Source organism: Pseudomonas sp. ATCC 43928, from assembly GCF_005938665.2.
Lineage (GTDB): Bacteria > Pseudomonadota > Gammaproteobacteria > Pseudomonadales > Pseudomonadaceae > Aquipseudomonas.
Genome location: NZ_CP041753.1, coordinates 5,993,020 through 6,007,500 on the forward strand (window position 1 = coordinate 5,993,020; position 14,481 = coordinate 6,007,500).

10 protein-coding genes, 6 tRNA genes and 3 rRNA genes (1 of these 19 only partly in view) are annotated in these 14,481 nt (G+C 54.1%); all 19 read right to left on the reverse strand.

Annotation, left to right across the window (positions count from 1 at the left end; all coding sequences use genetic code 11):
- Nucleotides 1-11 precede the first annotated feature (11 nt).
- On the reverse strand, nucleotides 12-4,085 hold the full coding sequence (rpoB, locus tag FFH90_RS27670; protein WP_018925655.1) for a DNA-directed RNA polymerase subunit beta: 4,074 nt from the start codon (nucleotides 4,083-4,085) through the stop codon (nucleotides 12-14).
- 220 nt (nucleotides 4,086-4,305) lie between these two features.
- Complete coding sequence (rplL, locus tag FFH90_RS27675; RefSeq protein ID WP_018925654.1) at nucleotides 4,306-4,671, reverse strand: 50S ribosomal protein L7/L12; 366 nt, start codon at nucleotides 4,669-4,671, stop codon at nucleotides 4,306-4,308.
- Nucleotides 4,672-4,749: 78 nt separating this feature from the next.
- A complete protein-coding gene (rplJ, locus tag FFH90_RS27680) occupies nucleotides 4,750-5,250 on the reverse strand; it encodes a 50S ribosomal protein L10 (protein WP_018925653.1) in 501 nt (166 codons plus the stop codon).
- 198 nt (nucleotides 5,251-5,448) lie between these two features.
- Entirely contained in the window at nucleotides 5,449-6,144 is a 696-nt protein-coding gene (gene rplA / locus FFH90_RS27685; protein ID WP_007933725.1) for a 50S ribosomal protein L1, read from the reverse strand.
- On the reverse strand, nucleotides 6,144-6,575 hold the full coding sequence (rplK, locus tag FFH90_RS27690) for a 50S ribosomal protein L11 (RefSeq protein ID WP_007933726.1): 432 nt from the start codon (nucleotides 6,573-6,575) through the stop codon (nucleotides 6,144-6,146). The genes rplA and rplK overlap by 1 nt, the downstream gene beginning before the upstream one ends.
- A gap of 117 nt (nucleotides 6,576-6,692) precedes the next feature.
- Nucleotides 6,693-7,226, reverse strand: a complete 534-nt coding sequence (nusG, locus tag FFH90_RS27695) for a transcription termination/antitermination protein NusG (RefSeq protein ID WP_007933727.1) — start codon at nucleotides 7,224-7,226, stop codon at nucleotides 6,693-6,695.
- 9 nt (nucleotides 7,227-7,235) lie between these two features.
- Nucleotides 7,236-7,604, reverse strand: a complete 369-nt coding sequence (secE, locus tag FFH90_RS27700) for a preprotein translocase subunit SecE (RefSeq protein ID WP_007933728.1) — start codon at nucleotides 7,602-7,604, stop codon at nucleotides 7,236-7,238.
- 45 nt (nucleotides 7,605-7,649) lie between these two features.
- Nucleotides 7,650-7,725: transfer RNA gene (locus FFH90_RS27705), tRNA-Trp, on the reverse strand.
- A gap of 174 nt (nucleotides 7,726-7,899) precedes the next feature.
- Nucleotides 7,900-7,975, reverse strand: a tRNA-Thr gene (locus FFH90_RS27710).
- 26 nt (nucleotides 7,976-8,001) lie between these two features.
- A tRNA-Gly gene (locus FFH90_RS27715) sits at nucleotides 8,002-8,075 on the reverse strand.
- A 24-nt stretch (nucleotides 8,076-8,099) separates the two neighbouring features.
- Nucleotides 8,100-8,184 (reverse strand) — tRNA-Tyr (locus FFH90_RS27720).
- A gap of 143 nt (nucleotides 8,185-8,327) precedes the next feature.
- Nucleotides 8,328-8,768 (reverse strand): hypothetical protein, encoded by a 441-nt coding sequence (locus FFH90_RS27725; RefSeq protein WP_064620713.1) that lies wholly within the window; start codon nucleotides 8,766-8,768, stop codon nucleotides 8,328-8,330.
- Between the two features lie 7 nt (nucleotides 8,769-8,775).
- On the reverse strand, nucleotides 8,776-9,525 hold the full coding sequence (locus FFH90_RS27730) for a pantothenate kinase (RefSeq protein ID WP_138866385.1): 750 nt from the start codon (nucleotides 9,523-9,525) through the stop codon (nucleotides 8,776-8,778).
- Nucleotides 9,515-10,474 (reverse strand): bifunctional biotin--[acetyl-CoA-carboxylase] ligase/biotin operon repressor BirA, encoded by a 960-nt coding sequence (gene birA / locus FFH90_RS27735; RefSeq protein WP_138866386.1) that lies wholly within the window; start codon nucleotides 10,472-10,474, stop codon nucleotides 9,515-9,517. Before birA ends, FFH90_RS27730 begins: the two co-directional genes overlap by 11 nt.
- A gap of 135 nt (nucleotides 10,475-10,609) precedes the next feature.
- Nucleotides 10,610-10,725 (reverse strand): 5S ribosomal RNA (rrf, locus tag FFH90_RS27740).
- Between the two features lie 155 nt (nucleotides 10,726-10,880).
- Nucleotides 10,881-13,772 (reverse strand): 23S ribosomal RNA (locus FFH90_RS27745).
- Nucleotides 13,773-14,018: 246 nt separating this feature from the next.
- Nucleotides 14,019-14,094: transfer RNA gene (locus tag FFH90_RS27750), tRNA-Ala, on the reverse strand.
- A gap of 29 nt (nucleotides 14,095-14,123) precedes the next feature.
- Nucleotides 14,124-14,200, reverse strand: a tRNA-Ile gene (locus tag FFH90_RS27755).
- A gap of 82 nt (nucleotides 14,201-14,282) precedes the next feature.
- Nucleotides 14,283-14,481: ribosomal RNA gene (locus FFH90_RS27760) — 16S ribosomal RNA — on the reverse strand (it continues 1,340 nt past the right edge of the window).
- Together the 16S, 23S and 5S rRNA genes with 2 tRNA genes alongside form the textbook arrangement of a ribosomal RNA operon.

Below are 14,481 nucleotides of genomic sequence, written 5' to 3' on the forward strand. Positions count from 1 at the left end.
CGCGTCACGTGTTATTCGGTTTCCAGATCGATATCGATGCCGAGGGAACGAATTTCCTTGATCAACACGTTGAAGGACTCGGGCATGCCCGGCTCCATACGGTGATCGCCGTCCACGATGTTTTTGTACATCTTGGTCCGGCCGTTCACATCGTCCGACTTCACTGTGAGCATTTCTTGCAGAGTGTAAGCAGCACCGTATGCTTCCAGTGCCCAGACCTCCATCTCCCCGAAACGCTGACCACCGAACTGCGCCTTACCACCCAGCGGCTGCTGGGTAACCAGGCTGTACGAACCGGTAGAACGAGCGTGCATCTTGTCGTCTACCAAGTGGTTCAGCTTCAGCATGTACATGTAGCCAACAGTAACCGGGCGCTCGAACTTGTTGCCGGTACGGCCGTCGGTCAGCTGCATCTGGCCGCTTTCTGGCAGGTCTGCCAGTTTCAGCATGGCCTTGATTTCGCTTTCCTTGGCGCCGTCGAACACTGGAGTGGCCATTGGAACGCCGCCACGCAGGTTCTTCGCCAGATCCAGAATTTCCTGGTCGGAGAAGCTATCCAGATCTTCGTTACGACCGCCGATCTGGTTGTAGATCTCGTCCAGGAAGGTGCGAAGTTCAGCAACCTTACGCTGCTCTTCGACCATCCGGTTGATCTTCTCGCCCAGACCTTTGGCCGCGAGGCCCAGGTGGGTTTCAAGGATCTGACCAACGTTCATACGCGAAGGTACGCCCAACGGGTTGAGGACGACGTCGACCGGGGTGCCATTGGCATCGTGCGGCATGTCTTCAACCGGCATGATCACGGAGACCACACCCTTGTTACCGTGACGACCGGCCATCTTGTCGCCCGGCTGGATGCGGCGACGGATTGCCAGGTAAACCTTGACGATTTTCAGCACGCCTGGAGCCAGGTCATCGCCCTGCTGCAGCTTGCGCTTCTTGTCTTCGAACTTGTCGTCCAGCAGACGGCGGCGATCAACGATGTAGGCCTGAGCCTTCTCGAGCTGCTCGTTCAGAGCATCTTCAGCCATGCGCAGCTTGAACCACTGGCCGTGCTCAAGACCGTCGAGAACTTCGTCGGTGATTTCCTGACCTTTCTTCAGACCGGCGCCGCCTTCGGCTTTGTGGCCGACCAGAGCGGAACGCAGACGTTCGAAAGTAGCGCCTTCAACGATACGGAACTCTTCGTTCAGGTCCTTGCGGATCTCGTCGAGTTGAGTCTTCTCGATCGACAGTGCACGAGCATCACGCTCAACGCCGTCACGGGTGAAGACCTGTACGTCGATGACAGTACCCTTGGTGCCGGTAGGCACACGCAGGGAGGTGTCTTTAACGTCGCTGGCTTTTTCACCGAAGATCGCACGCAGCAGTTTTTCTTCCGGAGTCAGTTGGGTCTCGCCTTTCGGAGTAACCTTACCTACCAGGATGTCGCCTGCGCCTACTTCAGCACCTACGTAAACGATACCGGCTTCGTCCAGCTTGTTCAGTGCAGCTTCACCCACGTTCGGGATGTCTGCAGTGATTTCCTCTGGCCCAAGCTTGGTGTCACGCGCCACACAGGTCAGTTCCTGGATGTGGATCGTGGTGAAACGGTCTTCCTGAACAACACGCTCGGACAGGCAGATGGAGTCTTCGAAGTTGAAGCCGTTCCATGCCATGAACGCGATGCGCATGTTCTGACCCAGAGCCAGTTCACCCATATCGGTGGACGGACCGTCGGCCATGATGTCGCTGCGCTGAACCCGATCACCTTTGCTCACCAGCGGACGCTGGTTGATGCAGGTGTTCTGGTTGGAGCGGGTGTACTTGGTCAGGTTGTAGATGTCGACACCAGCTTCGCCGGTTTCAACTTCATCATCAGCAACACGAACCACGATACGGCTGGCGTCGACGGAATCGATCACGCCGCCACGACGAGCCACGACGCAAACGCCGGAGTCGCGAGCCACGTTACGTTCCATGCCGGTACCTACCAGCGGCTTGTCAGCACGCAGGGTTGGTACAGCTTGACGCTGCATGTTCGAACCCATCAACGCACGGTTGGCGTCGTCGTGCTCGAGGAACGGGATCAGCGACGCAGCAACCGAAACTACCTGCTTCGGCGACACGTCCATCAAGGTGACATCTTCCGGCGCCTTGACGGTGAACTCGTTCAAGTGACGAACAGCTACCAGCTCGTCGATCAGGACTTTCTTGTCGTTCATCGTGGCCGAAGCCTGAGCGATCACGTGATCAGCTTCTTCGATGGCGGACAGGAAAACGATCTCGTCGGTGACCAGAGCGTCTTTCACCACGCGGTACGGGCTCTCGAGGAAGCCGTACTGGTTGGTGCGCGCATAGGCGGCCAGGGAGTTGATCAGACCGATGTTCGGACCTTCCGGCGTTTCAATCGGGCATACACGACCGTAGTGAGTCGGGTGTACGTCACGGACTTCGAAGCCTGCACGTTCGCGAGTCAAACCGCCTGGGCCGAGTGCAGAGACACGACGCTTGTGGGTGATCTCGGACAGCGGGTTGTTCTGGTCCATGAACTGGGACAGCTGACTGGAACCGAAGAACTCTTTCACCGCCGCAGCCACTGGCTTGGCGTTGATCAGGTCTTGCGGCATCAGGCCTTCGCTTTCCGCCATCGACAGACGCTCTTTGACCGCACGCTCAACACGTACCAGGCCAACGCGGAACTGGTTCTCGGCCATTTCGCCTACGCAGCGAACACGACGGTTACCCAGGTGGTCGATGTCATCGACGATGCCTTTACCGTTACGGATGTCGACCAGAGTCTTCAGAACCGCGACGATGTCTTCTTTGCACAACACGCCCGAACCTTCGATCTCGGTACGACCGATACGACGGTTGAACTTCATCCGGCCGACCGCAGACAGATCATAGCGCTCAGGACTGAAGAACAGGTTGTTGAACAGTGTCTCGGCAGCGTCCTTGGTTGGCGGCTCGCCTGGACGCATCATGCGATAGATCTCGACCAGCGCTTCCAATTGGTTGCTGGTGGAGTCGATCTTCAGGGTGTCGGAGACGAACGGACCGCAGTCGATATCGTTGGTGTACAGAGTTTCGATGCGAACAACGCCCGCCTTGGCAATTTTTGCCAGGATTTCGGTGTTCAGCTCGGTGTTGCACTCTGCCAGGATTTCGCCGGTAGCCGGATGCACGATGACCTTGGCGGTAGTGCGACCCAGGACGTAGTCCAGAGGCACTTGCAGCTCTTTGATCCCGGCTTTTTCCAGCTGGTTGATGTGGCGAGCGGTGATACGACGACCTTGCTCGACAATAACCTTGCCTTTGTCATCCTGAATATCGAGGACAGCAATTTCACCACGCAGGCGCTGAGGCACCAGTTCCAGGCTGAGGTTTTCACCCTGCACATGGAAGACGTTGGTGGTGTAGAACGCGTCCAGCACTTCTTCAGTGGTATAGCCCAGCGCGCGCAGCAGTACCGATGCAGGCAGCTTGCGGCGACGGTCGATACGCACAAATACGCAATCTTTCGGGTCGAACTCGAAGTCCAACCACGAACCGCGGTAAGGAATGATGCGCGCGGAGTACAGCAGTTTGCCGGAGCTGTGCGTCTTGCCACGGTCGTGGTCGAAGAACACGCCCGGGGAACGGTGCAGCTGGGAAACGATTACACGCTCGGTACCGTTGATTACGAAGGTACCGTTCTCAGTCATCAGGGGGATTTCACCCATGTAGACTTCTTGCTCTTTGATGTCCTTGATCGCTTTGTTCGACGATTCTTTGTCGAAAATGATCAGGCGCACTTTTACCCGCAAAGGTACGGCGTAAGTTACACCGCGCAATACGCATTCTTTGACATCAAATGCCGGTTCGCCCAGGCGATAACCGACGTACTCCAGCGCAGCATTGCCGGAGTAGCTGATGATCGGGAAAACGGATTTGAAGGCCGCATGCAGGCCCACGTCGCGGAACTGATCTTTAGTCGCTCCCGCTTGCAAGAATTCACGATACGAATCCAGCTGGATGGCCAGGAGGTACGGCACATCCATGACGTCCGGCAACTTGCTAAAGTCCTTGCGGATACGTTTTTTCTCAGTATATGAGTAAGCCATCAGCGTTCCCCAGCTTGGTCACCTGCTTGTTTGGCCCCTCCCGACGGGAGCAGCCAGAAAATCGTGCAAACCCCATGGTTTGCGCCACCACATCGGGTGGATACAGCTCGTTACCAGCACCGACCCAGTCGGCTGCCAATAACGGAAAAAGGCCGGTGGCAAGAGCCACCAGCCATCAGCCTTTCGCTTAACGCTCGGGCTGGAGGAGCAAAGTCGATGCTTATTTCAGCTCGACTTTAGCGCCTGCTTCTTCCAGAGCTGCTTTGGCTTTGTCAGCTGCGTCTTTGGCAACAGCTTCCAGAACCATGGCAGGAGCGCCGTCAACTACAGCCTTGGCTTCTTTCAGGCCCAGACCGGTCAGTTCACGTACAGCCTTGATCACGTTAACTTTCTTCTCGCCAGCTTCGGTCAGCATGACGTTGAATTCAGTTTGCTCTTCAACAACAGCGGCAGCAGCAGCTGGACCAGCAGCAGCAACAGCAGCGGTAACGCCGAAGGTTTCTTCCATTGCTTTGATCAGCTCAACAACTTCCAGAACGGTTTTCTGGCCGATTGCTTCGATGATTTGTTCGTTAGTCAGAGACATGACTTGAATCCTGTATTGGGGTGACAGCTTACGCAGCCATCAAATTAAACATATGATTTTGAAAGGTCTCGCTGTGCCTTAGGCAGCAGCAGCTTCTTTCTGGTCGCGAACGGCTGCCAGGGTACGAGCCAGCTTGCTGGTAGCGCCTTGGATCACGCTCATCAGTTTCGCAATAGCTTCGTCGCGGGTCGGCAGGGTAGCCAACACGTCGATCTGGTTAGCGGCAAGGAACTTGCCATCAAACGCAGCTGCCTTGATCTCGAACTTGTCCTGACCCTTGGCGAACTCTTTGAAAATCCGGGCAGCAGCGCCTGGATGTTCTTTGGAGAATGCAATCAGGGTAGGGCCGGTGAACACGTCGTTGAGGACACTGAATTCAGTGTCAGCAACAGCGCGCTTGAGCAGGGTGTTACGTACGACACGTACATAAACGCCAGCTTCACGAGCCTCTTTACGGAGTCCGGTCATCGCGCCTACTGTTACGCCACGGGCATCAGCCACGACAGCGGACAGAGCGACTTTGGCAGCCTCGTTGACTTCAGCGACGATGGCCTTCTTGTCTTCGAGTTTAATTGCCACGGGTTTAACTCCTGCTTGTTACCGTTTCATCCAGTCGAAACCGGATGTCGTTTTGGTGTCTGATTCGGTAAGGAACCGGGAGCACCATCTGCGTAGGCTTGAGGTTTAAGACTTGCGTCGCCTACGGTCTTGGATAGCCCCCGCCAGGCAGGGACCCCAATCTTTCAATTGGCGCAATTACTTGCGCCAACCTGCGTCTTACGCGTCGAGCGAACCCTGGTCGATGACCAGACCTGGACCCATAGTAGTGCTCAGGGTAACGCGCTTGACGTAAATACCTTTCGAGGAAGCTGGCTTGATACGCTTCAGATCAGCGATCAGGGCTTCAACGTTTTCCTTCAGCTTGACGGCATCGAAGCCGACTTTGCCAACGGAAGTGTGGATGATGCCGTTTTTGTCGGTGCGATAACGAACCTGACCAGCCTTGGCGTTTTTAACCGCGGTAGCTACGTCTGGAGTTACTGTGCCGACTTTAGGGTTAGGCATCAGACCACGTGGACCGAGGATCTGACCCAACTGACCTACAACGCGCATTGCATCCGGGGATGCGATCACTACGTCATAGTTCAGGTCGCCGCCTTTCATTTCGGCAGCCAGGTCGTCCATACCTACACGGTCAGCGCCGGCAGCCAGAGCGGCCTCGGCAGCTGGACCCTGAGTGAACACAGCAACGCGAACGGTCTTGCCGGTACCGTGCGGCAGCACGGTAGCGCTACGAACGACCTGGTCGGATTTACGCGGGTCAACACCCAGGTTCACAGCTACGTCGAACGACTCGCTGAACTTGACAGTCGACAGCTCGGACAGCAGAGCAGCAGCGTCTACAAAGTTGTAGGCCTTGCCTGCTTCGATTTTGCCGGCGATAGCCTTTTGACGCTTGGTCAGCTTAGCCATTACACACCCTCCACGTTAAGGCCCATGCTACGAGCAGAACCGGCGATAGTACGCACGGCTGCTTCCATATCAGCTGCAGTCAGATCCGCGTTTTTGGTTTTCGCGATTTCTTCCAGCTGAGCACGAGTCACAGTGCCAACCTTAACGGTGTTCGGACGAGCGGAACCGCTAGTCAGACCAGCCGCCTTCTTCAGCAGAACCGAAGCAGGAGTGGATTTGGTTTCGAACGTGAAGCTACGGTCGCTGTAGACAGTGATGATCACTGGAGTCGGCAGACCTGGCTCAAGACCCTGAGTACGGGCGTTGAAAGCCTTGCAGAATTCCATGATGTTCACGCCGTGCTGACCCAGAGCAGGACCAACAGGTGGGCTTGGGTTAGCCTGAGCGGCCTTCACTTGCAGCTTGATGTAAGCGGTAATCTTCTTGGCCATGAGGCACTCCAATTACGGGTTCAAACGCCTCGAAAGGCTCCCCGGTTACTTGCGCGTTTATCCCAGTGACGACAAAACCCCACAGCCTAGGGCTGCGGGGTTGGGATGCTTGCTCAGCTAGACCTTTTCGACCTGACTGAACTCCAACTCTACCGGAGTAGAGCGACCGAAAATGAGCACCGCCACTTGGATCCGGCTCTTTTCGTAGTTAACCTCTTCAACCGTGCCGGTAAAATCGGCAAACGGCCCGTCGTTGACACGTACCGACTCACCCGGCTCGAACAACGTCTTCGGCTTCGGCTTGTCGCTACCATCAGCAACGCGACGCAGAATCGCTTCTGCTTCTTTATCTGTGATTGGTGCAGGTTTGTCGGCAGTACCACCGATGAAGCCCATCACCCGAGGAGTATCCTTGACCAAGTGCCAAGTACCCTCGTTCATGTCCATCTGAACCAGCACATAACCAGGGAAGAATTTGCGTTCGCTTTTGCGCTTCTGGCCATTACGCATCTCAACCACTTCTTCAGTGGGAACCAGAATTTCGCCGAAGCCATCTTCCATGCCAGCCAGCTTTACGCGCTCGATCAACGAACGCATGACATGCTTCTCGTAACCGGAGTAAGCATGCACAACGTACCAACGCTTAGCCACGGGACACCCTTAGCCGACGATCAAGGAAACAAGCCAACCGAGCAGGGAATCAAGCCCCCACAACAGCAACGCCATAACCAGAACAACAGCCACAACGATCAACGTGGTCTGCGTAGTTTCTTGGCGAGTTGGCCAAACGACTTTACGAATCTCGGTGCGCGCTTCCTTAACCAGTACAAAGAAAGACTTGCCCTTAACCGTCTGCAGGCCTACAAAGGCAGCTACAGCAGCAATGACCAGCAAAGCGAGCACGCGGTACAGGATCGGCGAAGCAGAGTAATACTGATTGCCAACAACGCCAACAATCACCAAAGCAACTACTACCAGCCACTTGAGTAGATCGAAGCGAGAGCCTTGAGCTTCAGCTTTAGGAGTCATCTATGAAGATCCTGTGAAAAGAAAGCCAGACACACCTGGTGAATCTGGCAGGTCAGGAGGGAATCGAACCCCCAACCTACGGTTTTGGAGACCGTCGCTCTGCCAATTGAGCTACTGACCTAAAACAAAATCAGGCCGACCATTATGCCGGCCCGAAAAAGACTTTACAACAATTTACTCATCGATCCTGGCCATGCACACCAGCACCAAAGATGCACAACACCCTCTCAGGCAACAACGCGCATCTACAAGCCATTAAAACAAAGGCAGATATTTTCATATCTGCCTTGTTATATGGAGCTCTTGAGCGGATTTGAACCGCTGACCTCACCCTTACCAAGGGTGTGCTCTACCAACTGAGCTACAAGAGCGTAACACTTTGCAGGACCTGCAAACCTGGAGCGGGTAGCGGGAATCGAACCCGCATCATCAGCTTGGAAGGCTGAGGTTCTACCACTAAACTATACCCGCGGAGCTTGCAGCTCTCGCTAAAAATGGTGGAGGGGGAAGGATTCGAACCTTCGAAGTCGTAGACGTCAGATTTACAGTCTGATCCCTTTGGCCGCTCGGGAACCCCTCCTAAGCGAGCCGGCATTCTATACTATGCCAGCCTTCTGTCAAGCATTTTCTCATTAAAAACCTGAGGTTAGCTGCGTTGACCTCGCTTCGCACCGTCAACCTTTAAAAGGTCTTCACTGCGAAGCGGGCGCCATTCTATGCAAACTATTCGACAGGTGCAACCCCCTCACACGGCATTATTTTATGTTTTAACTCATTGAATTCTTTAGAAAGGCTTTGCAACTGCAAGTCATCCAGCAAACGCCGGCTTTCCGGCGCCACACGCACCCAGTAACCCGCATATTCAGGGAGATCCTTCGGCAAGGGCTGAAACTTGATGTCCATGCCACTCAATCGATGCTCGATTGCCTGAGCGACTTCCTGCCGGGCAGAACCGCCCAGATAGAGACAACTGCTTTCTGTCTGCGTGGATTTTCCTTTATCTCGGGTCGTATCAGTCGCCTCACTCAACAAACGAATGTCCTGCTGAGAGCCCCGATACATACTCAAGGGGGTCACATCCTTCGCGCGAAGCGGGGCCTCCTGTTGGTGCCAGACGTAATAGAACACATTGAGAACAAGCAGCAGCAGGAACAACCAACGCATAAAAACCTCAAGACAAGGGACACGCCATAGCCAACCCTACAAACACCAGATCTGGAACCACCCTGGCCCCAGGCACAATCTCGGAGACCAGATCAGCATCTCCTCCTGTGAGGAATACAGCGAAATCCTCCCCCCAATAGCTGCGCGCCAAATCTAGCTGAGCCTGAACAAAGCCCCTCAACATCAGCACACAACCTCGCTCGACCGCCTCGACGGTAGTACGCCCAGGAACAAGACTCTCCAAAGCGCGCTCGGCAGCAAGGTCGCCATAGCGGATTCTACGGGTATGAGTACGCAACTGGTTACGCATTAAGGGCATTCCCGGACAGATGAAGCCTCCAAGATGCTCGCCATCCCTAGCGACAAAATCAGCAGTGACCGCGGTACCGAAGTCGAGCACCAGACAAGCACCTGGAGCCAGGTGAAATCCTCCGAGCATTGCAAGCCAGCGATCAAGTCCTAGCCGCTCGAACTCTTCATAGCCATTACGAACCCCGGACATTTCGCGAGCCGGTGTGGCGCACACCACGGAAACGCCGAAAGCCTCTGTCAACGAAGAGATCAAGGCTCCGGTTTCTTCAGCGGTTCTGACACTCACTAACCGACAATGCTTGAGAGCGAGCCCCTTGAGCCCCTTCAAACTCTCAAGCAGCGCGAGATCCGAATCAACGACACCCTCACCAACCACCCGCCCGACATCCGCGCCGAGCACACGCCACTTGATGAAACTGTTTCCACAATCGAGCTCAAGTATCATCACGCAACCTCAGGCTGAGCTCACCACCACTAAAGACTTTTTCCACGCCATCCACCTTCAAGCGCAAGGCACCCTGACCATCGATACCCAACACCTCTCCATCTATCTGACTAGCTCCAGCAATCAACGACACGGCGCGCCCCTGCCATAGATGATTTTGCTCCCACTCCGCCCGGATAGCCGGAAATCCGTCGATCTGGTGGCGACTCAAGTAGGCCCGGAGCATCACCCCCAACTTCGCAACCAGGTGATTGCGATCAACCGCCTTGCCCGACTCGAGCCGCATGGACGTCCACTGCTGGTCAACCTCATCAGTCATCTGCATGTTCACATTGATCCCGACACCGATCACTACGTGACACACATCTGCAGGATCGCCCACTAATTCGAGCAATATTCCAGCAATTTTTTTCTGACCAACCAGAACATCATTAGGCCACTTCAAACCCGCGCCTGAAATACCAAGCTCTCGCAAGGCCTGCAGTACGGCGAGCCCAACAACTAGACTCAAGCCTTCCAGTTGCCGCATCCCACCCTCAATGCGCAACACCAGGCTGTAATAGATGTTTTCTGCGAACGGACTCACCCACTTGCGTCCACGCCGTCCGCGACCGGCCGTTTGCCGCTCGGCAAGCACCAGAAATGGCGCGATCTGGCCACGCTCGATAGCGCGCAAAGCTTCAGCATTGGTAGAGTCAATTGAGTCGAGGACCAGGATGGGCCACTCACAGGAAGGCTCACGCGCGCATATCTCGACAGGATCAAGCAGCGTCAATGGCGCAGCCAGCTGATAGCCGCGACCGCGCACTTTATGAATGGATAAGCCGAGCTCAGCCTCCAAATGCTGAAGCTGCTTCCATACAGCGCTACGACTGACGCCCAAGGCGACGCCCAGGGCCTGGCCCGAATGGAATCGACCATCCTTAAGAAGCTTTAACAACGTCAGCATGCAAGTCTCGCCTCACAATGAGGCCCGCATGATAGCCATGCACCGAGCAATTGCATAGAAACCCTAAACGTCAGTTTTCCTGCGGGCAAAACAAAACCCCTACCTGCATACGCAGATAGGGGTTTCGGAATTTAATCTTGACGATGACCTACTCTCACATGGGGAAACCCCACACTACCATCGGCGATGCATCGTTTCACTTCTGAGTTCGGGATGGGATCAGGTGGTTCCAATGCTCTATGGTCGTCAAGAAATTCGGGTACCGAACCGTCTTTCGACGCTTCAGCAAATTGGGTATGCGATAGTTTATGCGGCTTTTGTGAATGCTTGCGAACTTTCGGTTCATTGCGTCTTCACACACCGCAATCTGGTGTCCTTTCGGATCAGCAAATTGCTTGGGTGTTATATGGTCAAGCCTCACGGGCAATTAGTATTGGTTAGCTCAACGCCTCACAGCGCTTACACACCCAACCTATCAACGTCGTAGTCTTCGACGGCCCTTCAGGGGACTCAAGGTCCCAGTGAGATCTCATCTTGAGGCTAGTTTCCCGCTTAGATGCTTTCAGCGGTTATCTATTCCGAACATAGCTACCCGGCAATGCCACTGGCGTGACAACCGGAACACCAGAGGTTCGTCCACTCCGGTCCTCTCGTACTAGGAGCAGCCCCTCTCAAATCTCAAACGTCCACGGCAGATAGGGACCGAACTGTCTCACGACGTTCTAAACCCAGCTCGCGTACCACTTTAAATGGCGAACAGCCATACCCTTGGGACCGGCTTCAGCCCCAGGATGTGATGAGCCGACATCGAGGTGCCAAACACCGCCGTCGATATGAACTCTTGGGCGGTATCAGCCTGTTATCCCCGGAGTACCTTTTATCCGTTGAGCGATGGCCCTTCCATACAGAACCACCGGATCACTAAGACCTACTTTCGTACCTGCTCGACGTGTCTGTCTCGCAGTCAAGCGCGCTTTTGCCTTTATACTCTACGACCGATTTCCGACCGGTCTGAGCGCACCTTCGTACTCCTCCGTTACTCTTTAGGAGGAGACCGCCCCAGTCAAACTACCCACCATACACTGTCCTCGATCCGGATAACGGACCTGAGTTAGAACCTCAAAGTTGCCAGGGTGGTATTTCAAGGATGGCTCCACGCGAACTGGCGTCCACGCTTCAAAGCCTCCCACCTATCCTACACAAGCAAATTCAAAGTCCAGTGCAAAGCTATAGTAAAGGTTCACGGGGTCTTTCCGTCTAGCCGCGGATACACTGCATCTTCACAGCGATTTCAATTTCACTGAGTCTCGGGTGGAGACAGCGCCGCCATCGTTACGCCATTCGTGCAGGTCGGAACTTACCCGACAAGGAATTTCGCTACCTTAGGACCGTTATAGTTACGGCCGCCGTTTACCGGGGCTTCGATCAAGAGCTTCGCGTTAGCTAACCCCATCAATTAACCTTCCGGCACCGGGCAGGCGTCACACCCTATACGTCCACTTTCGTGTTTGCAGAGTGCTGTGTTTTTAATAAACAGTCGCAGCGGCCTGGTATCTTCGACCGGCGTGGGCTTACGCAGCAAGTGCTTCACCCTCACCGGCGCACCTTCTCCCGAAGTTACGGTGCCATTTTGCCTAGTTCCTTCACCCGAGTTCTCTCAAGCGCCTTGGTATTCTCTACCCAACCACCTGTGTCGGTTTGGGGTACGGTTCCTGGTTACCTGAAGCTTAGAAGCTTTTCTTGGAAGCATGGCATCAACCACTTCGTGTTCTAAAAGAACACTCGTCATCAGCTCTCGGCCTTAGAATCCCGGATTTACCTAAGATTCCAGCCTACCACCTTAAACTTGGACAACCAACGCCAAGCTGGCCTAGCCTTCTCCGTCCCTCCATCGCAATAACCAGAAGTACAGGAATATTAACCTGTTTTCCATCGACTACGCTTTTCAGCCTCGCCTTAGGGACCGACTAACCCTGCGTCGATTAACGTTGCGCAGGAAACCTTGGTCTTTCGGCGTGGGTGTTTTTCACACCCATTGTCGTTACTCATGTCAGCATTCGCACTTCTGATACCTCCAGCAAGCTTCTCAACTCACCTTCACAGGCTTACAGAACGCTCCTCTACCGCATCACCTAAGTGATACCCGTAGCTTCGGTGTATGGTTTGAGCCCCGTTACATCTTCCGCGCAGGCCGACTCGACTAGTGAGCTATTACGCTTTCTTTAAAGGGTGGCTGCTTCTAAGCCAACCTCCTAGCTGTCTAAGCCTTCCCACATCGTTTCCCACTTAACCATAACTTTGGGACCTTAGCTGACGGTCTGGGTTGTTTCCCTTTTCACGACGGACGTTAGCACCCGCCGTGTGTCTCCCATGCTCGGCACTTGTAGGTATTCGGAGTTTGCATCGGTTTGGTAAGTCGGGATGACCCCCTAGCCGAAACAGTGCTCTACCCCCTACAGTGATACATGAGGCGCTACCTAAATAGCTTTCGAGGAGAACCAGCTATCTCCGAGCTTGATTAGCCTTTCACTCCGATCCACAGGTCATCCGCTAACTTTTCAACGGTAGTCGGTTCGGTCCTCCAGTCAGTGTTACCTAACCTTCAACCTGCCCATGGATAGATCGCCCGGTTTCGGGTCTATTCCCAGCGACTAGACGCCCTATTAAGACTCGCTTTCGCTACGCCTCCCCTATTCGGTTAAGCTCGCCACTGAAAATAAGTCGCTGACCCATTATACAAAAGGTACGCAGTCACCCAACAAAGTGGGCTCCCACTGCTTGTACGCATACGGTTTCAGGATCTATTTCACTCCCCTCTCCGGGGTTCTTTTCGCCTTTCCCTCACGGTACTAGTTCACTATCGGTCAGTCAGTAGTATTTAGCCTTGGAGGATGGTCCCCCCATATTCAGACAAAGTTTCTCGTGCTCCGTCCTACTCGATTTCATTGACAAGAGATTTTCGCGTACAGGGCTATCACCCACTATGGCCGCACTTTCCAGAGCGTTCCGCTAATCTCAAATCAACTTAAGGGCTAGTCCCCGTTCGCTCGCCACTACTAAGGGAATCTCGGTTGATTTCTTTTCCTCAGGGTACTTAGATGTTTCAGTTCCCCTGGTTCGCCTCTTGCACCTATGTATTCAGTACAAGATAACCATCTTATGATGGCTGGGTTCCCCCATTCAGACATCTCCGGATCAAAGTCTGTTTGCCGACTCCCCGAAGCTTTTCGCAGGCTACCACGTCTTTCATCGCCTCTGACTGCCAAGGCATCCACCGTATGCGCTTCTTCACTTGACCATATAACCCCAAGCAATCTGGTTATACTGTGAAGACGACATTCGCCGAAAATTCGCATGCTCAATTAAGAGCAACTCACAAATTTTACCTTAGCCTGATCCGTTACCAGTGAAAGTAACGTTCAGTCTATCTTTCTATCACATACCCAAATTTTTAAAGAACGATCTAGCCAAAGACTAGAAATCAACATTCACCATCATCACGATGGAATGCTCATTTCTAAGCTTTCAACAACAGAAGCAGTAGTGGTGGAGCCAAACGGGATCGAACCGTTGACCTCCTGCGTGCAAGGCAGGCGCTCTCCCAGCTGAGCTATGGCCCCGTATTTCTACAGGTATTCCCACACAAAATTGGTGGGTCTGGGCAGATTCGAACTGCCGACCTCACCCTTATCAGGGGTGCGCTCTAACCAACTGAGCTACAGACCCAATTTCGGGCTGCTTCGTATCGTCTTCTTCAATGAATCAAGCAATTCGTGTGGGAACTTATGGAGCAGCTGATGTCGTCGATTAAGGAGGTGATCCAGCCGCAGGTTCCCCTACGGCTACCTTGTTACGACTTCACCCCAGTCATGAATCACACCGTGGTAACCGTCCCCCCGAAGGTTAGACTAGCTACTTCTGGTGCAACCCACTCCCATGGTGTGACGGGCGGTGTGTACAAGGCCCGGGAACGTATTCACCGCGACATTCTGATTCGCGATTACTAG

What these genes read in the sequence shown, in the direction of transcription:
- rpoB (WP_018925655.1), bottom strand. Translation starts at nt 4,085, where the DNA reads ATGGCTTACTCATATACTGAGAAAAAACGTATCCGCAAGGACTTTAGC.
- rplL (WP_018925654.1), bottom strand. Translation starts at nt 4,671, where the DNA reads ATGTCTCTGACTAACGAACAAATCATCGAAGCAATCGGCCAGAAAACC.
- rplA (WP_007933725.1), bottom strand. Translation starts at nt 6,144, where the DNA reads ATGGCTAAGCTGACCAAGCGTCAAAAGGCTATCGCCGGCAAAATCGAA.
- rplK (WP_007933726.1), bottom strand. Translation starts at nt 6,575, where the DNA reads ATGGCCAAGAAGATTACCGCTTACATCAAGCTGCAAGTGAAGGCCGCT.
- secE (WP_007933728.1), bottom strand. Translation starts at nt 7,604, where the DNA reads ATGACTCCTAAAGCTGAAGCTCAAGGCTCTCGCTTCGATCTACTCAAG.
- FFH90_RS27725 (WP_064620713.1), bottom strand. Translation starts at nt 8,768, where the DNA reads ATGCGTTGGTTGTTCCTGCTGCTGCTTGTTCTCAATGTGTTCTATTAC.
- FFH90_RS27730 (WP_138866385.1), bottom strand. Translation starts at nt 9,525, where the DNA reads ATGATACTTGAGCTCGATTGTGGAAACAGTTTCATCAAGTGGCGTGTG.
- birA (WP_138866386.1), bottom strand. Translation starts at nt 10,474, where the DNA reads ATGCTGACGTTGTTAAAGCTTCTTAAGGATGGTCGATTCCATTCGGGC.